This window comes from Neorhizobium sp. AL 9.2.2, from assembly GCF_013317225.1.
GTDB lineage: Bacteria > Pseudomonadota > Alphaproteobacteria > Rhizobiales > Rhizobiaceae > Neorhizobium > Neorhizobium soli.
This window is the reverse complement of record NZ_JAALXU010000009.1, coordinates 51,601-73,324: the sequence shown is the minus strand read 5'-3', so window position 1 is coordinate 73,324 and position 21,724 is coordinate 51,601. Positions and strand designations below refer to the sequence as shown.

Here is a 21,724-nt window from a genome sequence, read left to right as displayed (position 1 = left end):
TTGCCGCGAAGCAAATCCGTGCAGGATTCACGAATCTATACTGTTGCGCTAGATTCTGCTCAGCAAATGATTCGCCGTCACGATGCATTTATCTAGTGAGGCCACATTGGACGCAGTAAGCCACAGGTTTGAAGAACAGAGTTCTTCAGTCGAATACTGGGCCATGAACAGGGCCCATCAGATTGTCGTCCACCACGGTATGAGCCTGATCGAAGCCGCGCAGTGCCTTGACCGCAAGCGAACCAGCGCAAACACCTACGCGCTCAGAAAAGCGATCATGGATTGCCTGGTCGAAGCGCTCACACAAGGCGCCCAGCAGGAGGTGACGCCTGCAGAATGAGTCTCATCACTGAGAGTTGAAGTCGAGTTCGCGCAACTGCATCGAAGCTTTCCAATCCTGTGTTACTGTTTTCACCAGTACAAACGCAGTGATTGGAGTCCAGATGCTTGCAACACTCGCGATGCTGATCAGCCTGTCTTCGGCTGCAACGCTCGTCGTACAATCGCCTGCCACTGCGGGCGGTCCGTCCGGCGAGGTCGATGTCGAACTCGTCCTCGCCGTCGATACCTCCCGTTCCATGGATTTCGAAGAGGTCGCCATCCAGCGCGAAGGCTATATCGAAGCTCTCCAGCACAGGGAATTTCTCGATGCGGTCAGGTCCGGCATGACCGGCCGCATTGCGATCAGCTATTTCGAATGGGCTGGCGGGGTCGTGCCGGGGTCGGTCATCGACTGGCACGTGATCGAAAATGCGCAGGATGCGCTCGTCTTTACGCAAAAACTGGCAGCGCGTCCGATCGAGACACAAAGGCGGACGTCGATTTCCGCGGCGATCACGCAAGGGGCGACGATGATCGTCTCCAACCCGCTGAGGGGCATGCGCCAGGTCATCGATATCTCGGGCGATGGGCCCAACAATTCCGGCAACCCGGTTGAGCCTGCAAGGAACAAGGCGGTCGAGGCCGGAATCGTCATCAACGGTCTGGCTCTGATGCTGCGACCGTCTGGTGCACCGGGCGGCTTGGATAAGTATTACGCGGATTGCGTGACGGGTGGTCCAGGCTCCTTCGTTCTCCCGGTTCACCGCATCGAGGATTTCGCAGTTGCTGTGCGCCGCAAGCTGGTGATGGAGGTGAGCGGCATCACGCCACCGGAGAAAGTCATGAAGATTGCTTCGGCGCCCAAGAGCGATTGCATGATGGGCGAGAAACAGTGGCAGGACATTTTCGACCGTTAGACTAAGACTCAGGACGGGGCAGTGAGCATCAAAGCCGCGCGGACCAGCTTTTGACGTGGGTCGCAACCGTCTTCAGGTGATCGTCGGCGGAATAGCCTGAAACGGTTTTTCGCGGCTTCAGATCGTGATCGCCATCAGGAAGCCACAGGAGTTCGATCGCGTCCGAAAGATCGTAGCCTTTGACCTCCTCTTCGTTGCCGAGCGGATCGCGGGCTCCCTGGCAGATCAGGGTTGGCGTCTTAAGGTCGCTGAGATGGGCGGTGCGCAGCTTGTCCGGTTTGGCCGGCGGGTGGAACGGATAACCCAGGCAGAGGAGACCGCCGATCCTGCCATCGGCAAACGCCTGGTCGGCAATCATGCTGGCGACGCGTCCGCCCATGGATTTTCCGCCGATCACCAACAGGGATTTCACATCAAGGTCGGTGATTGCCTTTAGGTATTCCTCCTGCAGTCGTTCGGCTTTCGGTGGCGGCCTTTTGCTGCCGCCCTCCCGCCGCGCCGCCATGTATGCGAACTCGAACCGCGCCACGCGAAACCCTTCGGCAGCGAGAGCCTCAGTGACGGCTGTCATCGCGCCTGAATCCATCGGGGCGCCTGCGCCATGCGCAAGAAGGATGGTCACCGGCGCGTCTTGTCGTCCATCGATCAGAAATTGTGTCGCCATCGTCAAGAAGCCCTTCCGCAAACTGAGGATAAGTCCTTTTATCGGCAGACGGATAGCTAGCCAATCGGGGCCATGTTCCTATCTATGCCATTCAGGCGTGTAAGCGAAAGCGACCGGTTTGGGCGGAACTGCCAGTATCGAAAACAGCAAGACGCAAGCCGATGGCGAATTGCGGCGCTTTCTCGTGGGCCTCGGCCGGGGTGCCGCGGGCGCGATGCTGTTCGGCATTCCCATGCTGATGACGATGGAGCTGTGGGAACTGGGTTTCTATATCGAGCAATCCCGGCTCCTGATCCTGCTCCTCTTCAACATCCCGCTCCTGATCGTGCTTGCGCATCTCATCGGGTTTGAGCGGACCTCTACCTTCTGGCAGGCCGTGCGCGACGCGTTGACGGCCTTCGCGCTCGGGATCGTCATAAGTGGTGCGGCACTTGTGATGCTCGGCGTGCTGAAGGCCGATATGCCCATGGCAACCATCATCGGCAAGATCGCCATCCAGGCGGTGCCGGCAAGCATCGGCGCCATGCTCGGGCGCTCCCAGCTGGGTGGAGAGGATAACGCTGACGACGAGGACGACGAGACGTCCCAGTCATCAGATGCCGTTCCCGACAGTCTTTCGACGAACTACGTGCGCGAGCTGTTTCTGATGGCGATCGGTGCACTGTTTCTCAACCTCAATGTCGCGCCGACGGGAGAAGTCGTCCTGATTTCCTACAAGATGATGAACTGGCACGGGGTGCTGACGATCATGGTGTCGATCGCCATCATGCACTGTTTCGTCTATGCGGTGTCTTTTCGCGGCGGGCACAGAATGCCGGAAGACAGCTCACGCTGGCCTATCTTCTTCCGCTACACGCTTCCCGGTTATATGGTCGCGATGCTGGTCAGTCTCTATGTGTTGTGGATCTTCGGCCGGCTGGACGGCATGGCGGCAACGCCGGTGCTGATCTCGGTCATCGTCCTCTCATTCCCGGGGGCGATCGGCGCTGCCGCGGCCCGACTGATCCTTTAGCGAGGCCCTGATGAAAGACACGAGCGATATCGGCAAGGTCACCGAAAAGGGTGAGGCACACTGGATCGAATGGGTCACTGCGATCGTTTCGACGCTGATTGTCGCGGGCGTCCTAGGCTGGGTTGGCTGGCGCGCCGTAAGCGAAGAGAAAGTCTCACCCGCGTTCCGTATCGAGATCACCGAACGCATGCCCGTCGAGGGCGGCTACCGCATCCGGTTCGATGTTTCCAACAGCGCAAACCGAACGGCGGCAGTGGTCGTCGTGCGCGGCGAGGTCATGGATGGTGATGCGGCCATCGAACAGGCAGATGTCACCTTCGATTACGTTCCCGCGCAATCGAAGGCCTCGGGAGCCATCCTTTTCGCCCGTGAGCCGCGTCAGGATCAGATCCGGTTGCGGACGATCAGCTTCACCGATCCCTAAACGGACGCCGCCAGCCGATCATGGCTTTTCGACGGGCGCCGCCAATGCAATCCGCTCACGTTCTGGAATCCGGCGTGACATTTCGTGTAGCGATGACGGGATCGATTCGGAGTCATGTGCGTTTATGTTCGCTGCCTGCGACCGACCAAGAGGTGAGGTCGCGGTAAAAGAAGAATTAAATGGAGTACAGGGATGAATAAGACTTTCGCCGCGGCTGTTGCCGCCCTGCCGATCGTTCTCACCGCAACGACCGCCTTTTCTGCAGACGTGATTTCGCGCAGGGATGCACCATACCAGGAAGCTGACCAGCGCGGCGGCGTCCGTATCGGCTATCTCGATTGCCAGGTCGGCGGTGGCGTCGGTTACGTCATCGGTTCCGCCAAGGAAGCCGAATGCACCTTCTCGTCCACGATGGGCAGTGAGCCGATCGATCAGTACACCGGCGTCATTCGCAAGATGGGTGTCGATCTCGGCTTTACCACGCGCAGCCGCCTGATCTGGGCAGTCTTCGCACCGACCGCTGGCTATCACCACGGTTCGCTCGGCGGCCTCTACCAGGGCGCAACGGCTGAAGCGACTGTCGGTGCAGGCATCGGCGCCAACATTCTCGTCGGCGGCACATCCGGTTCGATCCATCTCCAGACCGTCAGCATCACCGGTCAGCTCGGCCTGAACGTTGCTGCGACAGGTACTTCGGTTACGCTGACCCCAGCCAACTGATCTATCGGCCAGACGTCAAGTCATTTGGAAGGCCGCCGGGTAACTCCGGCGGCCTTTCCATGTCTGGTAGCAACCTCTTGAACCGGTCCGCGCAAAACCATATTTTGACCCTGTCGCTTGGAAACAGCGTGCAGTTTGCGATCAATCAATTCGGCTAGGCGGCCGCGCCCCTACCGCGACAAGATAAGGATCGGCATCATGGATATAGAAAAAATCTTGGCGTCCGTCGTCGCGGTACGCGCCTCCATTCCCGATAACGCGTTCACGGCAGATGCTCTCGGCGTCCGGCGAGAAGGCAGCGGTGTGGTCATCCGGGAAAACGGTCTTATCCTGACGATCGGCTATCTGATTACCGAGGCCGATGACGTGTGGATCACGAGCCGTGATGGCCGCAAGGTCCCGGGCCATGCACTCGCCTACGATCAGGAAAGCGGCTTCGGTCTCGTCCAGGCCTTGGCGCCCTTGGAACTGCCGGCGCTCGAGATCGGCGATTCCGACAATGCTGCTGTCGGAGATCCGATCGTTTTTGCGGACGGGGAGGGCCAGTATGTGCGCGGCAATATCGTCGCCAAGCAGGAGTTCGCCGGATACTGGGAGTACCTGCTCGACGAGGCGATATTCATCACGCCAGCGCATCCCTCCTGGGGAGGCGCCGCGATGGTCGATGCCGAAGGCCGGTTGATCGGTGTCGGCTCCCTACGACTGCAGATGAGCAAGGGCGGAGAGATCGCCGATATCAATATGGTGGTCCCGATCAACCTACTGGCTCCAATCTTGGATGACCTGCTCAACAGCGGCGAATTCAAGCGCCAGCCGCGCCCTTGGCTCGGCGCGTTCTCGGCAGAAACGAATGGCGACGTCGTTGTCATGAGCGTCACCGAAAATGGCCCGGCCGCAAAGGCAGGGCTCAAGCGTGGCGACGTCATCTCGGAAATCCGCGACGGCGAGGTCGACGGGTTGGCTGACTTCTACCGCAAGGTTTGGGAAAGCGGACCGCCCGGTGCCGAAATTCCCATGCGTGTTCTCCGTGACGGCCGTGAAGCCTGGCTTCGCGTGAAATCGGCGGACCGCAACGACTTCCTTCTGAAACCGCAACTGCAGTGAACGACAGCCGGATTACCGGATCAGGATCGCCCTGAAATCGTTGACATTCGTGCCCGTCGGGCCGGTGACGAACAGGTCACCGGTCGCTTCGAAGCCGGTATAGCTGTCGTTGCGTGACAGAAGCGCGCGTCCATCCTGTCCGGCCGCGATCAGTCGCCTTGTCGTGCAGCCGTCACAAAAGGCGCCGGCGTTGTTTTCGGAGCCGTCGATCCCATCCGTATCGGCTGCGAGCGCAGTGATCTCAAGGCCGTCGATCGCGAGCGCAAGGGCCAGTGCGAATTCGCCGTTGCGTCCGCCACGTCCGCCGTCGGAGCGCAGCGTCACAGTCGTTTCGCCACCTGAGAGAAGCACGGCAGGCTTGGCGAACGGCCGGTCGTGCTTTGCAATTTCCCGCGCAATCGCTGCATGAACGAGCGCCACATCGCGCGCTTCACCTTCGATGGAATCCGACAGGATATGCGGCGTCAGGCCATGTGCCAGCGCTATCTCGGCGGCGGCCTGCAGCGAAACGCCGGCCGAGGCGATGACGTGGTGCTCGTTCCGGGCGAAAACCGGGTCTGAAGGATCGGGAGCATCGGCTGCGGGTGACGTCAGATGCGCCATCATGGCCCGCGTGAGATTGAGTCCGTAGTTTTCGACGATGGCCAGCGCATCGTGCCGCGTGCTTTCGTCGGGGATTGTCGGGCCGGACGCGACAAAGGCCGGATTGTCGCCGGGGATGTCGGAGACGATCAGGCTGACGACCCTGGCCTGGGTTGCTGCCGCAAGACGGCCACCCTTGATCGTCGACAGATGCTTGCGGACAACGTTCATCGCAGAAATCGGCGCGCCCGATGCCAGCAGGATCTCGTTGAGGGCGATCTCGTCATCGAGCGTCAGTCCCTCCGGTGGCGCCGGCAGAAGGGCAGAGCCGCCGCCGCAGACCAGTGCAATCACCAGATCCCGTTCCGTCAGATCAGAGACCGTTTCCATGATCTTCACCGCAGCGGCGAGACCGGCCGCATCAGGCACAGGGTGAGACGCTTCCAGAACCTCGATAAACCGTGTTTCGCAACCGTAGCCGTAACGGGTGACGACGACGCCTGAGAGCTCGCCGGGCCATATCGTTTCCAGCGCAGCTGCCATCTGGGCTGCGCCCTTGCCGGCGCCGACGACTACGGTACGGCCGTTCTGTGGCGGCTCAGGCAGGTGCCGGCTGATGCCGGTTAGAGGATCGGCTGCCTTTACCGCTGCGCGGAACATCGCCTCCAACAATTCCCGATCCTGCATTCTCCGCTCCCTATGCCTTCATTCGTCCGTTCGATCACGGTGACTTGCGGTCGTCAATCGCGTTTGCCCGCCGCCCCTGCAATGCCGCGTGCAGCCTGGCGGATCGTCTGCATCAGAATGTCGAGTGGCGCGGGGACACCGGCCTCGGCCTTGAGGGTCAGCCCCACCGGACCCTTCGTCTCCGCCGTGTCGATGGGCAGCGTTGCCAGCAGGCCGTGGGCGATATCGGCAGCCACAACGCCGTGGGAGATGATCCAGATAGCGTCGCTGGTCTGGACGAAGGCGCGACCGAACGTATCGGAAACCGTCTCGATCTGGACCGGGAGATCGGTAATGCCGTGGGTGATCAGAAACTGCTCGACGACGGGCCGAATGATCGATCCGCGCGTCGGCATCAGGATCGGGAAATGACCCAGCGTCTCAAAGAGCGACTGTTTCGCCTCGAGCAGAGGATGCCCGGTGCGGACCGCAAACACGACCTGTTCCGAATAGAGATGCTCGAAGCTCAACCCCGCCATTTTCTCGGGCGCCGCAAGCCGTCCCACCACCAGATCGAGATCGCCGAGGCGTAGCTGTTCCATCAGGACGGCATTCTCGCCCGTCACGATCTTGACCTGGCCGCCTGCATTCTCGGCAAGAAAAAGCGTCATTGCCCGCGGCATGATGTTGCTGGCGACCGTCGGAAGTGCGCCGATCCGCAGCGGCATCGAGTCACCAAAGCGTGTGGTGGAAACGGCATCCATGCCCCTCTTCAAAGAGGCGAGCGTGGTCCCGGCGTGGCGCAGAAACACTTCCCCTGATCGCGTCAAGCGCAGACCGCGGCCTTCGCGCTCGAACACCGTCACACCAAGCGCCTCCTCCATTTCGCGAATGGTCTTCGTCACCGCCGGCTGGCTGACATTCAGCACCTTGGAGGCCTGCACTACACTCTTCTGCCGGGCGACCTCGACAAAGGTCTGCAGGTGGCGGAACTTGATCTTCAGATTGTCCAAATTCATAACCCATGGGTTAAGCAATGGCCAAAAATTATCATTTTACTTAACCGCATGCCAGTGCGAACACTGTGCCCAGGAGGATTTGGTTCATGCAGTTTGTCGATCTCGACGGCGTCGCGGTTCACTACGATATCGACTGGGCGGGAGATAACCGGCCGGTCGTGGTGCTCGTGAATTCGCTCGGTACGGATAGCCGTATCTGGCATCACGTTGTCCCCAAGCTGGCAGGCGACTACACCGTGTTGACCTACGACAAGCGTGGTCACGGGTTGTCGGATCTTGGAAACCCTCCCTATTCCATCGAGGACCTCTCCGGAGAGCTTGCAGCGCTGCTCGATCATCTCGGCCTGTCCGATGTCATCGTCTGCGGCCTTTCCGTGGGTGGATTGATTGCCCAGGGTCTCTACGCGTCGAGGCCGGATCTCGTTCGCGCGCTGATCCTTTCCAACACGGCGCACAAGATCGGGACGCCGCAGATGTGGGCTGACCGTATCGGCGCCGTCGAGCAAAACGGGATCGGCAGCATTCTCGAACCTGTCATGCAGCGATGGTTCACCGCAGCATTCCGCGAGCCCGGAAATGCCGCCTACAAGGCCTATTGCAACATGCTGGTGCGCCAACCCGCCCTCGGCTACAGCGGCACATGTGCTGCGATCAGCAAGGCGGATTACACGGAGCAGGCAGCCCGGATCGCGGTGCCGACGCTCTGCATCGCAGGCGATCAAGATGGATCGACCCCGCCCGAACTGGTGCAGTCGCTTGCGGATCTCATTCCCGGTGCACGCTATGAAGTCATCGAAGGCACGGCGCATATACCCTGTATCGAAGCGCCTGGCGCCTACGCGGCCCTGATCCGCGGCTTTCTCGAAGAACTGGAGTCCTGAACGATATGGCAGAAGCTTCAATCCCGTCGGAACGCTACAAGCAGGGACTGGCGACGCGCCGCTCGGTTCTCGGCGACGCGCATGTGGACCGCGCCCTTGCCAACGGGACGCCGTTTGACCAGCCGTTCCAGCAGTTGATCACCGAAGGCGCCTGGGGCTCGGTCTGGTCGCGGGAGCAATGGTCGAAGCGGGAACGGTCGATGGTGACGATCGCGCTTCTGGCCGCACTCGGCCATGATGAAGAGGTGGCGATGCATATCCGCGCCACGGCCAATACGGGAGCGACGCGCGAGGATATCTGCGAGGCGCTGATGCATGTGGCGATCTACGCCGGCGTGCCCGCCGCCAACCACGCTTTCAAGATCGCCAAGGCCACCTATGCCGAAATCGATGCGGCAAAGCCTGCTGCGGAGGAGCAGAAATGAGCAACGCACCACCAGAAACGACACCCTTCTTTGCCCGAGACCGGGAGAGGCACCCTCCGGCATACACGCCCGGCTACAAGACCTCGGTCTTGCGCTCGCCGCAGCGGGCGCTGATCTCGCTCGAAGGCACGCGCAGCGAAATCACCGGGCCGGTGTTCGGTCACAACATTCTCGGCGAATTCGACAACGACCTGATCGTCAACTACGCCAAGCCCGGTGAATCCGCGATCGGCGAGCGCATCATGGTCTATGGCCGTGTGCTCGATGAACGGGGCAGGGGCGTTGCGGGGGCTCTCGTCGAATTCTGGCAGGCCAATGCCGGCGGACGCTATCGCCACAAGAAGGAAAGCTATCTTGCACCGCTCGATCCCAATTTCGGCGGTTTCGGCCGGGCGATCGCGGATGCAGAGGGCTATTACTGTTTCCGGACGATAAAGCCCGGTCCTTACCCCTGGCCGAACGGCGTCAACGACTGGCGTCCGGCGCATATCCATTTCTCGGTATTCGGGCACGGTTTTGCCCAGCGCCTGATCACCCAGATGTATTTCGAGGGTGATCCGATGATCTGGCTCTGCCCGATCGTCAAGACGATCCCGGACCGGCACGCGATCGAAAGCCTGATCGCACCGCTCGACATGAATGCCTCGATCCCGCACGATCTGCGGGCCTACAAGTTTGATATCATCCTGCGCGGGCGCCGCTCGACCCTTTTTGAAAATCGTCTGGAAGGCAATTGATCATGGCGCAACCGCTGAACTACCTCAAGGAAACGCCATCCCAGACGGCCGGACCCTACGTGCATATCGGTTGCACGCCGAATTTCGCAGGCCTTGAAGGCATCTACGACCAGGATCTTGGGTCCGGGCCGATGGCCAGCGACAAGACCAAGGGCGAACGGATCACCATCAGGGGTTTTGTCTATGACGGTGCCGGCGCACCGCTGAAGGATGCGCTGATCGAGATCTGGCAGGCCGACGCGGACGGGATCTACAACAGCCCGTCGGAAACGCGCGGTGCGGCCGATCCCAGTTTCCTGGGGTGGGGCCGTTGTCCCGGCGATATGGCAACCGGCGAGTTCGCGTTCGAAACGATCAAGCCCGGGCGCGTGCCGTTCCGGGACGGGCGGCTGATGGCGCCGCATGTCACGTTCTGGATCGTGGCGCGCGGCATCAATCTCGGTCTGCAGACGCGAATGTATTTCTCCGACGAGGAAACCGCCAATGCGGAGGATCCGGTCCTTGCCCGCATCGAGCATCGCGTGCGGGTGCCGACCCTGATCGGGCAGCGGGACGGTGATACGGTTCGCTTCGACATCCATCTCCAGGGTGACAAGGAAACGATATTCTTCGATATCTGACGGCTACTTTCGAGAAAGACCAGCAAGGTGACAATTCTGGCATGACCGTTTCCGCATTCGAACATCCCTTCCTGTCTGGTCTGCTCGGCGATGAAGAAGTGTCTCGGCATCTGTCTCCGGAGGCCGAGATCACGGCGATGCTGGCGTTCGAAGCATCTCTCGCCACCGCGCAGGCAAAAAGCGGTCTGATACCGCATGCGTCCGCGCAGGCGATCGCTGCGGCATGCGCGTCGTTTTCGCCTGATATGTCCAAGTTGAAGCAGGCGACCGGCCGCGACGGTGTCGTCGTGCCGGAGTTGGTCCGACAGCTGCGCAGTGTGATCGGGGATGAGGCGGCCCCGCATGTCCATTTCGGCGCGACGAGCCAGGATGTGATCGACACCGCACTGATGCTGCGCCTGAAATCGGTCGCCACACTTCTGTTAGGGCGACTGCAGGATCTGGCCGAGCGGTTCAGTGAACTGGACCGGGCGAACGGTTCCCGCGCGATGATGGGGCATACGCGCATGCAGGCGGCTTTGCCGATCAAGGTATCGGACCGCGTGGATGCCTGGCGCCATCCGCTTATCCGGCAGAAACATCTGCTTGCCGCCTTTGCCGAAGATGGCTTTGCGCTGCAGTTTGGCGGTGCCGTCGGCACGCTGGAAAAACTGGGTGATCACGCGGCTCAAGTGCGCGCCATGATGGCCGCCGAGCTTGGTCTTGCCGATGCTCCGCAATGGCAGAGCCAGCGGAGCAGGCTTGCCGAGTTCGCCGGCATCCTTGCCACGATCTCCGGAAGCCTCGGCAAATTTGGACAGGATATCGCTCTTCTCGCGCAAATGGGTGGCGAGATAACCTTGTCGGGCGGTGGTGCCTCATCGGCCATGGCGCACAAGCAGAACCCGGTGGCGGCCGAAGCGCTTGTCGCTCTTTCGCGTTACACCGCGGTCCAGCTTTCCGGCATGCAACTGGCCATGGTCCACGAGCAGGAGCGCTCGGGCGCTGCCTGGACGCTGGAATGGCTGGTCCTGCCGCATATCGTGATGGCGGCGGGTGCGGGCCTGCGGCTGGCCGGCGAGCTCGCTTTCAACATCACCGCGCTCGGCCGCGATGCCCCGCGCGATATTTGACGGATAGCAATCGGCTGACACGCCGATTTCGGTTTTACATTGCAGCACCGCATGCAATCTTCTCGCAACGTTACATCGGGAGGCGATGCGACACATGGCACGGGAGAGCCTAATGAAGACGCTGATTTCAACTGTTTTCGCACTGACCTTGATGTCGGGAGCCAGCTATGCCGAGACCATCAAGGTCGGCGTCGTCGGTCCCTTCTCGGGCCCATTCGCGCTGCAGGGAAAAAACTTCAAAGCCGGTATCGATGCCTTCTTTGCCCTGAACGGCAAGAAGGTTGGCGATAACGAGATCGAGGTGGTCTATCGCGACGTGCCGACCGCCGATCCCGCCAAGTCCAAAGCGATGTCGCAGGAGCTGATCGTTCGCGAGAAGGTCCAGTATCTCGCCGGATATTATTTCACGCCAGACGCGATGGCGGCGGCCCCCATGCTGCAGCAAGGGAATGTGCCGATGGTTGTCATGAACGCCGCCACGTCCGCAATCGTGAACGCGAGCCCTTATGTGGTCCGCACCTCGTTTACCACCTGGCAGACGGCCACGCCGCTCGCCAAGGTCGCCAAGGATGGCGGCGTCACCAAGACGATCACGCTGGTCAGCGATTACGGCCCAGGCGCCGATGCCGAGACGGCTTTCAAAACAGCGTTCGAGAAAGAGGGCGGGCAGGTTGTCGAATCCATCCGGATGCCGCTTTCGACAACGGATTTCGCACCCCTGATGCAGCGGATCAAGGATTCCGGCGCGCAGGCGCTGTTCACCTTCCTGCCATCCGGCCCGCCGACGCTTGCCTTCGTGAAGGCCTATAACGACACCGGCCTCAAGGCAGCAGGCATCAAGTTCTTCGCAACGGGCGATCTGACGCAGGAATCCGATCTGCCGGCTCTGGGCGAAGCCGGCCTTGGCCTCACCACCAGTTTCCACTACGCGGTCTCGCATGACTCGGCCGAAAACAAGGCTTTCGTCGAAGCAGCGCAAAAGGCGATCGGCAACCCTGCCGAACTTTCCTTCCCGGCCGTCGGCGCATTCGATGGCATGCATGTCATCGCAAAAATGATCGAGGCGACCGGCGGCAAGCAGGATGCGGCCAAGGCCGTCGAGGCCGTCAAAGGCCTGTCATGGACCAGTCCGCGTGGACCCGTGACGATCGATCCTACCAGCCGGCACATCACCCAGAACATCTATCTGCGCAGCGTCGAGAAAGGCGCAGACGGCAAATACTTCAACAAGGAAATCCAGACCTTCGAGAAACAGGGCGATCCGGGTCTGGCCTTCGCCAAGAAGTAGGCGTTCCGGCTGAGTGCTGCTCCGGCCTGTCAATGGGTTTGTAGGACCAACCCAATTGTCAAAACGGCCCTGCTGAGCCCGTGTTCAGCAGGGTTGGAAAGCCTTCGAGTCATGATCCCCGGCTCGCCGACAGGTTCGCAGCATCCGTTAGTTTGCAAAGCGCCATTACCCTTCTTACCCATGTCGAGCGCATCGTACGCGTCCTCAGTCGGGCTACGCGTCGGAGAACCCAAACGGAGCCTCCGTCCTTCGATAGTTGTCTGGAAGTACCTGCCGTCCAATCGGCGGTTCGGCACGAGAAGTGCATTCTGTGCGCTGACAGAGCTGGCACGCAATGCCGATAGGCGTCGGCTTATGTGTCTGAGGGTGCTCTGAGGCGTAGACAAGCCGGTCTGCATATCGAGCCTCACAGACGATCGCGATCGCGCGGTCGACGCTCGGAAGGCCGTGGCTGCCACCGCCCGAGTGCACGGTTCGAGCTATCGAGAAGAACCTTTGGCCATCAGGCAGCTCCATCCATTGTGTCACGACCCGCCTTGGAGAGGTAAACACCTGATGGACCGTCCACAACGGACAGCCGCCGCCGTGTCGTGCAAAGGGAAAGGCGCCGCTGTTCAGTCTCTTGGAGACGTTTCCGGCAACGTCGACCTTTATGAAGAAGAAGGGAACTCTCTCGTGTCCGGGCTTCTGGAGCGTCGTGAGCCGGTGCGCAGTCTGCTCGAAGCTCGTCCCGAAGAAACGAGCTAATGAGTCTAGATCGTATCGGCGAGCCTCCACAGCTTTGGCAAAGGCAGCATACGGCATCAGGATTGCCCCCGCGCAATAGGCAGCGATAGCTCGATGAGCAAGCCGCTCCGAATTCTGCGATTCGAAATTCCCTTCGGCAACGGTGCTTGCAATCTCGTTCTCAAACTCGAGGTAGGCGAGCTGCTGCGCCATCTGGAAATTCTGGCTTGAATGATCCAGAGCTTCGTTGAGCAGCAGTTCCTTGCGATGCCAGTCAAGTCGCCGGAGGGATCCTGACATCACCTCTGCGGGAAGCCTTCGGACTTTAAACCCGTGCTCGTTCTGGAGGAAGGCTGGCAAACCGCCGCCCTGGCTTACCCGGCCCGCCAGCTTTTCCGACAGCGTGTCCAAAACCGGGAAGTAGTTCTTTCGGGCGGCTAGAAAGCTTCTGACGGCGGCGATGGAATCCCCTTCAAACGGGCGTCCATCGTTTGTCGTGTGTTGGCGCCGGTCGGCTAAAGCGAACTGCTCCTCTTTGTATGCCGTGTAAAGTCGCAGCAGCGCTTCAGCAAACCCGGGAAAGCTGTGTGCGATATCCGCGATATCGACCGCATTCAAATCGATGTCAGTGAAGATCGCGTCTCGTGCTGCAAGCCGTAACTGCGCGACAAGATCCTGGCCTGAGTCAGCGGTAAATTCGCTAAAATCGATCTTATACGCCTTGGCGAGGCGCAGCAGTATTTCAGCTGTCACCGGGCGCTGATTGCGTTCCATCAGCGCGACATAGGATGGCGAGATGTCGAGGTCGCTCGCCATCTCTACCTGCTTCAGGCCCAAGTCCCGGCGAAGTCTTCGCAGGCGCGGCCCAAGGTAAACACGATTATCCATACAAGCATTACAGCATTACAAAGAACTTCTGTAAAGTTTGACAGCTTGACTTCAGTGTGGCTCGCCATGTCCTTACCGGCTGTTATCCTCCCATGGACAGAAACATTGGAGGGTCTCATGTCGTATCAAAAGCTACTCGAAGAAGCCGAGCACCTGATTGGTGGGAATGAACGCTGGACTGGAATGACACCCGAGGCCGTTGCGAGGATGAGGCTTCAGAACCGGTTCAAGACCGGCCTCGACATCGCCAAATACACCGCCAAGGTCATGCGGCGAGACATGGACGCGTATGATAACGACCCGTCCAAGTACACGCAGTCGCTCGGGTGCTGGCATGGGTTCATCGGTCAGCAGAAGATCATATCGATCAAAAAGCATTTTAAAAGCACGGAGCGGCGATACCTTTACCTCTCCGGCTGGATGGTCGCCGCGTTACGCTCGGAGTTCGGGCCGCTGCCAGACCAGTCGATGCACGAGAAGACGACCGTACCGGCATTGATCAACGAGCTTTACACGTTCCTGCGGCAAGCTGATGCTCGTGAACTGGGTGACCTATTCCGGCAAATCGACAAAGCAAGGGAGGGAGGCGATGCTGTCAAGGAACGGCAGCTCACCTCCGCGATCGATGATTTCCAAACGCACGTCGTCCCGGTCATAGCCGATATTGATGCCGGGTTCGGCAATGCCGAAGCGACCTACCTGCTCGCCAAGAAAATGATCGAGGCCGGGGCCTGCGCTATTCAGATCGAAAACCAGGTCTCCGACGAGAAGCAGTGTGGTCATCAGGATGGTAAAGTTACCGTCCCTCATGAAGATTTTGTCGCGAAGATCCGTGCGTTGCGCTACGCCTTTCTCGAGATGGGAGTGGACGACGGCGTCATTGTGGCTCGCACGGATTCTTTGGGCGCCGGGCTGACCAAACAGATCGCCTTTTCGGTCTCCGAAGGCGATATCGGCGACCAGTACAATTCGTTTCTGGATTGCGAGGAGGTCGGCGCGGGCCAGCGATCGAACGGTGACGTCCTGCTGACCCGTGGCGACAAGGTTCTTCGTCCCAAGCGCCTCCGCTCGAACCTCTACCAGTTCCGACCCGGCACGGGTGCCGATCGTTGCGTGCTCGATTGCATCAACGCGCTTCAGAACGGCGCGGACCTTCTCTGGATCGAGACCGAGAAACCGCACATCGAGCAGATCGCCGGGATGGTCGACCGCATCCGCGATGTCGTTCCGAACGCGAAGCTCGTCTATAACAACTCGCCTTCCTTCAACTGGACGCTGAACTTCCGGCAACAGGTCTTTGACGCGTGGGTCGAGCAGGGCAGGGACGTTTCGGCGTATGACCGTGCGAAGCTCATGAGCGTCGACTACGACGGTACGGAACTCGGCAAAGAAGCTGATGAGCGCATCCGGACATTTCAGCGTGACGCAGCAAAGCGAGCAGGCATCTTCCATCATCTGATCACCCTGCCGACCTACCACACGGCCGCTCTTTCGACCGACAATCTTGCGAAGGAGTACTTCGGCGATCAGGGAATGCTTGGCTACGTCGCCGGCGTTCAGCGGCAGGAAATTCGCCAGGGGATCGCAGCGGTGAAGCACCAGAATATGGCCGGTTCGGATCTGGGCGACGATCACAAGGAATATTTTGGTGGCGATGCGGCGCTGAAGGCGGCTGGAGAGCACAATACGATGAACCAGTTTGCAGCTTGAGCTGCAGGATCATACGCCTCGAAGGAGCGATGCTCCTTCGAGGTACACTTTCAACGGAGGAGCTGAAATGTCGACAAATACTGAGACCAAGACGTCACAACCCGAACGATCGAGAGCCGTCTTCTCAAACCAGGACTTCGAACTCATCCGGGTCGCGATCAGTCACTATTTGCAGGAAATCAAGGAGCAGCCGGAGGCGGTAAAATACTCGAACCTGTACCACCGGCTCGGTCGCGTTGTTTGAACCCGCAAAGCAGCACCGGTGATTAAGACCATCGGTGCGGCACTCGATGCTGGTGCTTGGGGCCGATTGCTGTGGAGCGTTCTGGATTGGCTTACCCAGCGAGATATTTCGCGGAATATATCCCTTGGCAAAAATTCCGCGTGCGATATATCGAGATGGATATCTTGCTTATGCCTGGGAGCGCGATTGGATGAATGGTAAGACTCGACGTTCCTATGTTTTTCAAGGGTTGATGACCGTCCTCGCAGCCTCCTTGTCTCTCGCCTTGCTGGCTGCTCCGGCCGCGGCGGATGAGAAGGTGACGGTGTTTGCTGCAGCCAGCATGAAGAATGCGCTCGACGCTGCCAACAAGGCCTATGGCAAGCCGGTGACCGCCTCCTATGCGGCAAGCTCGGCGCTCGCCAAGCAGATCGAAAGCGGTGCGCCGGCAGACGTGTTCATCTCCGCGAATCTCGACTGGATGAACTATCTGTCCGACAAGGCTCTGGTGAAGGAAGACACAAAGTCCAACTGGCTCGGAAATCAAATCGTGCTGGTCGCGCCCAAAGAGAATGCCGCACCGGTCGATATCATCAGGGGTCTCGACCTTGCCCGGCTTCTGAACGGCGGCAAGCTTGCCATGGGTGAGCCGAATTCGGTTCCTGCGGGCAAATACGCAAAGTCGGCGCTGGAAAAGCTCGGCATCTGGTCGTCGGTCGAAAAAAGCGTCGCCGGTGCCGAAAGTGTGAGGGCAGCCCTCGCGCTGGTGTCGCGGGGAGAAGCGCCTTACGGCATCGTCTATGCAACCGATGCCGCTGCCGATCCGGGTGTCGCGGTGGTCGGAACCTTCCCTGCGGACAGCCACGCGCCAATTATCTACCCGATTGCGATTCTATCGGATTCAAAATCGCCGGATGCCGCGGGTTATCTCGATTACCTGAAGTCCGCCAAAGCCGCGCCTTTCTTCGAAAAGGAAGGCTTTACGGTTCTGAAGTAAGCCAGTTTGACTTGGGCCCCTTGGGCTGATGTCTGAAGGGAAGCAGCGTTGGACTGGTTGGTACTCAGCGAGGAGGAATGGACGGCGGTGCGCCTGAGCCTTCGGGTCTCGAGCGTGGCCGTCCTTGTCAGCCTTCCGCTCGGCATTCTCGTCGCCTATGTCTTGGCGCGCGGAAAATTCTGGGGCAAATCGATCCTCAACGGCATCGTGCTTTTGCCGCTGATCCTGCCGCCTGTTGTGACCGGATTCCTGTTGCTCATCGTCTTCGGCAGACGTGGCGTGGTGGGCTCGTTCCTCGCGGATTATCTCGGCATCGTCCTCTCCTTTCGCTGGACGGGTGCCGCCCTTGCCTGCGGGGTGATGGGATTTCCCCTGATGGTCCGCTCGATCCGATTGTCGATCGAAACTGTGGATCGGAAGCTGGAGGAGGCGGCCGGCACGCTTGGCGCCAGTCCCCTCTGGGTCTTCCTCACCATTACCCTGCCGCTCATTCTTCCCGGCATTATCGCCGGCATGATTCTCGCCTTCGCAAAGGCCATGGGTGAATTCGGTGCGACGATCACATTCGTGTCCAATATCCCCGGCGAAACGCAGACGCTGTCGGCAGCGATCTACACGTTCACGCAGGTTCCCGGCGGTGATGTCGGCGCCATGCGTCTTACCATCGTGGCGATCGCGATCTCGTTTGCGGCGCTGCTCGCGTCCGAATTCATGGCCTATCTGGTCGGACGCAAGGTGGCGGTCGAATGACGATGATCGTGGACGTGCGGCAGTCGTTTAAGAGCTTCGTGCTCGACGCATCCTTCACCTCGACAGGCGGCGTGACGGCGCTGTTCGGCCGCTCGGGATCCGGTAAGACATCGCTGGTGCGCGCCATTGCCGGCCTCTCCAAACCGCAGCGCGGACGGATCGAGATCGACGGCGATGTCTTGCTGGATACCGAACGTGGCATCTTCGTGCCAATGCACAGGCGTCGCTTCGGATATGTCTTCCAGGAAGCACGGCTCCTCCCGCATCTAAGCGTCCGTCAGAACCTTCTTTACGGAAAATGGTTCGCGCCCAAGTCAGGGCAGGTCGAGAATATCTCGCATGTCGTCGAACTGCTCGGCATCGGTCCGCTCCTCGACCGCCGGCCGGGCAACCTTTCCGGTGGCGAAAAGCAGCGTGTGGCAATCGGCCGAGCGCTTTTGTCGTCACCCAGACTGCTCCTGATGGACGAACCACTCGCAGCGCTCGACGACGAGCGAAAGGCCGAAATCCTGCCCTATCTGGAGCGGATGCGCGATGAGACCGCGATGCCCATCGTCTATGTCAGCCATTCGGTAGCGGAGGTGGCGAGGCTCTCGGACCGCGTCGTGATGATGAGCGACGGTCGCGTGGAGATATCAGGCACACCGTCGGATGTGCTGTCCGGCAGCCAAGTGCTGGCCACAGAGCGCCGCGAAGCCGGCGTGGTGCTTTCCGGAACCGTCGAAGCGATCGATTCGGCGCATGGCTTGGCGACTGTGCGGCTTTCGTCCGAAGTTCTCGTCGTTTCGAACGCGCGGGCGCAGGTTGGACAGAGCGTCAGGCTCCATGTGCCGGAGCGAGATGTGATGCTCGCCACCAGGAAGCCCGAAGGGCTGAGCGCCCTCAACATTCTGGAAGGGCAGATCGCCCAGATGGATGCCGAAGGGGAGGGCATGGTGCGCGTCAAGATCCGGTGTGGCGAAGACGTGGTGCTTGCCCGGATCACCGGCCTGTCGGTTGAGCGTCTTGCACTTCAAGCCGGACTTCCCGTCTATGCGGTGATCAAGACCGTCGCCCTGGCACGGTAATTGGCCGGGTAAGCTGTGCCCGAAATAAAAAGGGCCAGCGCTGGCTGACCCTTTTCGTCTGTCTATAGGCTTTAACCCGTTCGATCAGGTCGCGACACCCTGCGGGCTGTCGGCCGACCTGTCGGGTGCACGGCTGAGCATCAGGGCGACGATCGTGCAGATGGCACCCGAAATCAGGTATCCGCCGATGAAGATGATGCCGAACTGGCTCGCGAGACCGAGCGCGGTCAGTGGCGCAAAACCTGCGCCGACCAACCATGCGAGGTCGGAGGTCAGGGCCGAACCGGTGTAACGGTAAGGCTGGCTGAAGCGCGACGAAACCGAACCGGAGGCCTGACCAAAGGAAAGGCCGAGGATGGCAAAGCCGATGATGATGAATGCATCCTGGCCGGTACCGCCCGCATTCAGCAGGAACGGCGCCGTAAAGCTGAAGATGGCGATGATCACCGCACCAATGATCAACTGGCGGCGACGACCGATCCTGTCTGCAAGAAGACCGGAGATCACGACCGTCACGAGTCCGAGCAAAGCACCGATGACCTGGACGAACAGGAATTTCCCGGCGCTCTGGCCACCGAAAAGTGTCACCCAGCTCAGCGGGAAGATCGTTACAAGGTGGAACATCGCGAAGCTTGCAAGCGGGGCAAAGGCGCCGAGAACGACGTCGCCCCCGTGAACGCGCAGCACTTCCAGAACCGGCTTTGCCTGCAATTCGTGCGCTTCGAGCGCATCGCCGAACTCTTTCGATGCAACAATGCGCAGACGAGCAAACAGGGCCACAACGTTGATGGCAAACGCGACGAAGAACGGATAGCGCCAGCCCCAGCTCAGGAAGTCGGCGTCGGAGAGATTGAAGACGAAATAGCCGAACAGGACGCTCGCGAGCGCAAACCCGAATGGCGCGCCGAGCTGCGGGATCATCGCGTAAAGGCCGCGGCGGTTCGGGGGTGCATTCAGTGCCAGCAGCGATGCAAGACCGTCCCAGGCTCCACCCAGCGCAAAACCCTGGCCGAGACGGAACAGCGCCAGCAGAGCCGGCGACCAGTATCCGATCGTCTCATAGCCGGGCAGGAAGGCGATCGAGGCCGTCGAGCCACCGAGCACGAGAAGGGCAATCGTCAGCTTCGTGCCGCGTCCATAGGTACGGTCGACCCACATGAAGACCACCGAGCCAACAGGACGCGCGATGAACGCGAGCGAGAAGATCGCAAACGAGTAAAGCGTGGCGGTGACCGGGTCTCCGGCAAACGGAAAGACCACGCGAGGGAAAACCAGGACCGAGGCGAGGCCGTACACGAAGAAGTCGAAAAATTCCGACATTCTGCCGATGACGACCCCGATAGCAATATTGCTCGGTTCGACCGGCTTGTCGTCGTGGATCTGCCGGGCATCCCGTTCCATCTCTGTGGATGTAGGATTGGCAAGTTGGCTCATGAATGTGTTCTCCTGCACGTCTGTTTCCACATGAGAATGTCGGGCGTACCAGCTGTCAATCAAGACGTCGCGCAAAAAGCATATTTTGGGCGGATTTTGGTGTTTTCTGAGGCACCCATGGCAACAGATGGACATTGAGGCGGAGTTGATGTTTTTGCAACGACCATCATCAATCCACACACCCCGCTTGCATTGCAGCGCGAAAAAGTTATTGCACTGCGACGAAACACCTCATGGAGATCAGTTGCTTGCTCCGTTAGGCCGACTGGACACATCGAAAGTTTCGAGCAGACCAATGTTCCCAATGTTGAAACGTCTCATCCAAATCGCTTTGCTGCCGCTTTTGGCCACCCTTTCGGGCTGCAATCTCGTCGTGATGTCGCCATCAGGCGATATCGCCAGGCAGCAGGCAGATCTGATTATCGTCTCGACCGTTCTGATGCTGCTGATCATCGTGCCGGTCGTGTTTCTCACGCTCTACTTCGCCTGGCACTATCGTCATGCGAACACCACAGCAAAATACGATCCGGAATGGCATCACTCGACACGGCTCGAAGTGGTTATCTGGGCCGCGCCGCTGGCGATCATTGTGGCGCTCGGTGCGATCACCTGGATCAGCACCCACCGTCTCGACCCGTATCGTCCTCTCGACCGCCTCGATGCGGAACGTCCGGTTCCCGCCGAAACGCGGCCTCTGACGGTTCAGGTCGTGGCGCTCGACTGGAAGTGGCTGTTCTTCTATCCAGAATACGGCATCGCCACGGTCAACGAGATGGCCGCACCGGTCGATCGCCCGATCACGTTCGAGATCACCTCGAGCTCGGTGATGAACTCGTTCTACATTCCGGCGCTCGCCGGCCAGATCTACGCGATGCCGGGGATGCAGACCAAACTGCACGCCGTCATCAACAAGGAAGGCGAGTTCGAGGGACTTTCGGCAAACTACAGCGGTGCCGGGTTCTCGCACATGCGCTTCAAGTTCCACGGCTACACGGCCGAAGGCTTCGACGGCTGGATCGCAAAGGTCAAGCAGCAGGGTACCGCACTCAACCGCGATGCCTATCTAAAGCTTGAGAAGCCGTCCGAGCGCGAGCCGATCCGCTATTTTGCGGCGGCCGACAAGGATCTCTACAGCGCGATCCTCAACATGTGTGCCGAACCGGGCAAGATGTGCATGAACGAGATGATGCATATCGACATGATGGGTGGTGCCGGCACCGAGAGCCACGAGAACCGCGCGAAACTTCAGTATGACAATCGTCGTATCGGAGATGCGGAAGGTACAAACGCCGCGACTTTCCCCGCGACTGGCACCCCTGCCAAGAGCGATGAACAGCCGCACAATGAGCAAGGTCACGGCAACCACTCGATGCCGGACACGAACAATGGCGACGCCGATCCGGCGCCTGCGCAGATCAACAATTAACGGGTTGTCCC

General features: G+C 59.9%; 23 protein-coding genes. 18 read left to right on the top strand and 5 right to left on the bottom strand.

From position 1 onward, the window contains the following. Nucleotides 1-163 precede the first annotated feature (163 nt). Nucleotides 164-340, top strand: a complete 177-nt coding sequence (locus G6K99_RS18105; RefSeq protein ID WP_174197385.1) for a hypothetical protein — start codon at nt 164-166, stop codon at nt 338-340. Between the two features lie 103 nt (nt 341-443). Beyond that, on the top strand, nt 444-1,238 hold the full coding sequence (locus tag G6K99_RS18100; protein ID WP_174197384.1) for a DUF1194 domain-containing protein: 795 nt from the start codon (nt 444-446) through the stop codon (nt 1,236-1,238). 28 nt (nt 1,239-1,266) lie between these two features. On the opposite strand, the gene G6K99_RS18095 is transcribed toward G6K99_RS18100, so the two are convergent. Beyond that, nucleotides 1,267-1,902, bottom strand: coding sequence for an alpha/beta family hydrolase (locus G6K99_RS18095; RefSeq protein WP_174197383.1), 636 nt, complete (start codon nt 1,900-1,902; stop codon nt 1,267-1,269). A 118-nt stretch (nt 1,903-2,020) separates the two neighbouring features. Here G6K99_RS18095 and G6K99_RS18090 point away from each other — a divergent pair, with 118 nt between their 5' ends. The 4 genes from G6K99_RS18090 (at nt 2,021) to G6K99_RS18075 (ending at nt 5,162) form a co-directional block, all read left to right on the top strand. After that, nucleotides 2,021-2,914: a TIGR02587 family membrane protein gene (locus tag G6K99_RS18090; RefSeq protein ID WP_244631523.1), complete on the top strand. Its 894-nt coding sequence runs from the start codon at nt 2,021-2,023 to the stop codon at nt 2,912-2,914. Between the two features lie 10 nt (nt 2,915-2,924). Next, entirely contained in the window at nt 2,925-3,338 is a 414-nt protein-coding gene (locus G6K99_RS18085; RefSeq protein WP_174197382.1) for a TIGR02588 family protein, read from the top strand. Nucleotides 3,339-3,530: 192 nt separating this feature from the next. Then, complete coding sequence (locus G6K99_RS18080; protein WP_062454438.1) at nt 3,531-4,058, top strand: DUF992 domain-containing protein; 528 nt, start codon at nt 3,531-3,533, stop codon at nt 4,056-4,058. Nucleotides 4,059-4,256: 198 nt separating this feature from the next. Further along, a complete protein-coding gene (locus tag G6K99_RS18075) occupies nt 4,257-5,162 on the top strand; it encodes a S1C family serine protease (protein ID WP_062454437.1) in 906 nt (301 codons plus the stop codon). A gap of 12 nt (nt 5,163-5,174) precedes the next feature. Here G6K99_RS18075 and G6K99_RS18070 read toward each other — a convergent pair whose 3' ends face one another. Then, nucleotides 5,175-6,431, bottom strand: coding sequence for a glycerate kinase (locus G6K99_RS18070; protein WP_174197381.1), 1,257 nt, complete (start codon nt 6,429-6,431; stop codon nt 5,175-5,177). Between the two features lie 53 nt (nt 6,432-6,484). Next, complete coding sequence (pcaQ, locus tag G6K99_RS18065) at nt 6,485-7,429, bottom strand: pca operon transcription factor PcaQ (protein ID WP_371816234.1); 945 nt, start codon at nt 7,427-7,429, stop codon at nt 6,485-6,487. A gap of 86 nt (nt 7,430-7,515) precedes the next feature. On the opposite strand from pcaQ, the gene pcaD reads away from it, so the two are divergent. The 6 genes from pcaD (at nt 7,516) to G6K99_RS18035 (ending at nt 12,492) form a co-directional block, all read left to right on the top strand. After that, entirely contained in the window at nt 7,516-8,310 is a 795-nt protein-coding gene (gene pcaD / locus G6K99_RS18060; protein WP_174197379.1) for a 3-oxoadipate enol-lactonase, read from the top strand. 5 nt (nt 8,311-8,315) lie between these two features. Continuing rightward, nucleotides 8,316-8,735, top strand: a complete 420-nt coding sequence (gene pcaC / locus G6K99_RS18055) for a 4-carboxymuconolactone decarboxylase (RefSeq protein WP_174197378.1) — start codon at nt 8,316-8,318, stop codon at nt 8,733-8,735. Beyond that, the gene (gene pcaH / locus G6K99_RS18050) at nt 8,732-9,472 is read left to right on the top strand and encodes a protocatechuate 3,4-dioxygenase subunit beta (RefSeq protein WP_062454428.1); all 741 of its coding nucleotides are present in this window, start codon (nt 8,732-8,734) and stop codon (nt 9,470-9,472) included. Before pcaC ends, pcaH begins: the two co-directional genes overlap by 4 nt. A 2-nt stretch (nt 9,473-9,474) precedes the next feature. Beyond that, nucleotides 9,475-10,092 (top strand): protocatechuate 3,4-dioxygenase subunit alpha, encoded by a 618-nt coding sequence (gene pcaG / locus G6K99_RS18045; protein ID WP_092664511.1) that lies wholly within the window; start codon nt 9,475-9,477, stop codon nt 10,090-10,092. 41 nt (nt 10,093-10,133) lie between these two features. After that, complete coding sequence (locus tag G6K99_RS18040) at nt 10,134-11,204, top strand: 3-carboxy-cis,cis-muconate cycloisomerase (protein ID WP_174197377.1); 1,071 nt, start codon at nt 10,134-10,136, stop codon at nt 11,202-11,204. A 112-nt stretch (nt 11,205-11,316) separates the two neighbouring features. Then, the gene (locus G6K99_RS18035; RefSeq protein WP_062454420.1) at nt 11,317-12,492 is read left to right on the top strand and encodes an ABC transporter substrate-binding protein; all 1,176 of its coding nucleotides are present in this window, start codon (nt 11,317-11,319) and stop codon (nt 12,490-12,492) included. A gap of 213 nt (nt 12,493-12,705) precedes the next feature. Here G6K99_RS18035 and G6K99_RS18030 read toward each other — a convergent pair whose 3' ends face one another. Then, complete coding sequence (locus G6K99_RS18030) at nt 12,706-14,106, bottom strand: short-chain fatty acyl-CoA regulator family protein (protein ID WP_174197376.1); 1,401 nt, start codon at nt 14,104-14,106, stop codon at nt 12,706-12,708. Nucleotides 14,107-14,223: 117 nt separating this feature from the next. Here G6K99_RS18030 and G6K99_RS18025 point away from each other — a divergent pair, with 117 nt between their 5' ends. The 5 genes from G6K99_RS18025 to modC all read left to right on the top strand — a co-directional run bounded on the left by G6K99_RS18025 (nt 14,224) and on the right by modC (nt 18,853). Next, nucleotides 14,224-15,816, top strand: a complete 1,593-nt coding sequence (locus G6K99_RS18025) for an isocitrate lyase (RefSeq protein WP_174197873.1) — start codon at nt 14,224-14,226, stop codon at nt 15,814-15,816. Nucleotides 15,817-15,883: 67 nt separating this feature from the next. Further along, nucleotides 15,884-16,060, top strand: coding sequence for a hypothetical protein (locus tag G6K99_RS18020; RefSeq protein WP_174197375.1), 177 nt, complete (start codon nt 15,884-15,886; stop codon nt 16,058-16,060). Between the two features lie 232 nt (nt 16,061-16,292). Continuing rightward, a complete protein-coding gene (gene modA, locus G6K99_RS18015) occupies nt 16,293-17,036 on the top strand; it encodes a molybdate ABC transporter substrate-binding protein (protein ID WP_244631561.1) in 744 nt (247 codons plus the stop codon). A 48-nt stretch (nt 17,037-17,084) separates the two neighbouring features. Next, the gene (modB, locus tag G6K99_RS18010) at nt 17,085-17,786 is read left to right on the top strand and encodes a molybdate ABC transporter permease subunit (protein WP_174197373.1); all 702 of its coding nucleotides are present in this window, start codon (nt 17,085-17,087) and stop codon (nt 17,784-17,786) included. Further along, a complete protein-coding gene (gene modC / locus G6K99_RS18005; RefSeq protein WP_174197372.1) occupies nt 17,783-18,853 on the top strand; it encodes a molybdenum ABC transporter ATP-binding protein in 1,071 nt (356 codons plus the stop codon). The genes modB and modC overlap by 4 nt, the downstream gene beginning before the upstream one ends. A gap of 84 nt (nt 18,854-18,937) precedes the next feature. Here the strand turns inward: modC and G6K99_RS18000 are convergent, their stop codons facing one another. Beyond that, nucleotides 18,938-20,287, bottom strand: coding sequence for an MFS transporter (locus G6K99_RS18000; RefSeq protein WP_062454408.1), 1,350 nt, complete (start codon nt 20,285-20,287; stop codon nt 18,938-18,940). Between the two features lie 304 nt (nt 20,288-20,591). Between G6K99_RS18000 and cyoA the strand changes: the two genes are divergently transcribed. Further along, nucleotides 20,592-21,713 (top strand): ubiquinol oxidase subunit II, encoded by a 1,122-nt coding sequence (gene cyoA / locus G6K99_RS17995; RefSeq protein WP_244473942.1) that lies wholly within the window; start codon nt 20,592-20,594, stop codon nt 21,711-21,713. Nucleotides 21,714-21,724 lie beyond the last annotated feature (11 nt).

Bases quoted from the DNA above. Each gene is read 5' to 3' on its own strand.
- G6K99_RS18105 (WP_174197385.1), top strand. From the start codon at position 164: ATGAACAGGGCCCATCAGATTGTCGTCCACCACGGTATGAGCCTGATC.
- G6K99_RS18100 (WP_174197384.1), top strand. From the start codon at position 444: ATGCTTGCAACACTCGCGATGCTGATCAGCCTGTCTTCGGCTGCAACG.
- G6K99_RS18095 (WP_174197383.1), bottom strand. From the start codon at position 1,902: ATGGCGACACAATTTCTGATCGATGGACGACAAGACGCGCCGGTGACC.
- G6K99_RS18085 (WP_174197382.1), top strand. From the start codon at position 2,925: ATGAAAGACACGAGCGATATCGGCAAGGTCACCGAAAAGGGTGAGGCA.
- G6K99_RS18080 (WP_062454438.1), top strand. From the start codon at position 3,531: ATGAATAAGACTTTCGCCGCGGCTGTTGCCGCCCTGCCGATCGTTCTC.
- G6K99_RS18075 (WP_062454437.1), top strand. From the start codon at position 4,257: ATGGATATAGAAAAAATCTTGGCGTCCGTCGTCGCGGTACGCGCCTCC.
- G6K99_RS18070 (WP_174197381.1), bottom strand. From the start codon at position 6,431: ATGCAGGATCGGGAATTGTTGGAGGCGATGTTCCGCGCAGCGGTAAAG.
- pcaQ (WP_371816234.1), bottom strand. From the start codon at position 7,429: ATGAATTTGGACAATCTGAAGATCAAGTTCCGCCACCTGCAGACCTTT.
- pcaD (WP_174197379.1), top strand. From the start codon at position 7,516: ATGCAGTTTGTCGATCTCGACGGCGTCGCGGTTCACTACGATATCGAC.
- pcaC (WP_174197378.1), top strand. From the start codon at position 8,316: ATGGCAGAAGCTTCAATCCCGTCGGAACGCTACAAGCAGGGACTGGCG.
- pcaH (WP_062454428.1), top strand. From the start codon at position 8,732: ATGAGCAACGCACCACCAGAAACGACACCCTTCTTTGCCCGAGACCGG.
- pcaG (WP_092664511.1), top strand. From the start codon at position 9,475: ATGGCGCAACCGCTGAACTACCTCAAGGAAACGCCATCCCAGACGGCC.
- G6K99_RS18040 (WP_174197377.1), top strand. From the start codon at position 10,134: ATGACCGTTTCCGCATTCGAACATCCCTTCCTGTCTGGTCTGCTCGGC.
- G6K99_RS18035 (WP_062454420.1), top strand. From the start codon at position 11,317: ATGAAGACGCTGATTTCAACTGTTTTCGCACTGACCTTGATGTCGGGA.
- G6K99_RS18030 (WP_174197376.1), bottom strand. From the start codon at position 14,106: ATGGATAATCGTGTTTACCTTGGGCCGCGCCTGCGAAGACTTCGCCGG.
- G6K99_RS18025 (WP_174197873.1), top strand. From the start codon at position 14,224: ATGTCGTATCAAAAGCTACTCGAAGAAGCCGAGCACCTGATTGGTGGG.
- G6K99_RS18020 (WP_174197375.1), top strand. From the start codon at position 15,884: ATGTCGACAAATACTGAGACCAAGACGTCACAACCCGAACGATCGAGA.
- modA (WP_244631561.1), top strand. From the start codon at position 16,293: ATGACCGTCCTCGCAGCCTCCTTGTCTCTCGCCTTGCTGGCTGCTCCG.
- modC (WP_174197372.1), top strand. From the start codon at position 17,783: ATGACGATGATCGTGGACGTGCGGCAGTCGTTTAAGAGCTTCGTGCTC.
- G6K99_RS18000 (WP_062454408.1), bottom strand. From the start codon at position 20,287: ATGAGCCAACTTGCCAATCCTACATCCACAGAGATGGAACGGGATGCC.
- cyoA (WP_244473942.1), top strand. From the start codon at position 20,592: ATGTTGAAACGTCTCATCCAAATCGCTTTGCTGCCGCTTTTGGCCACC.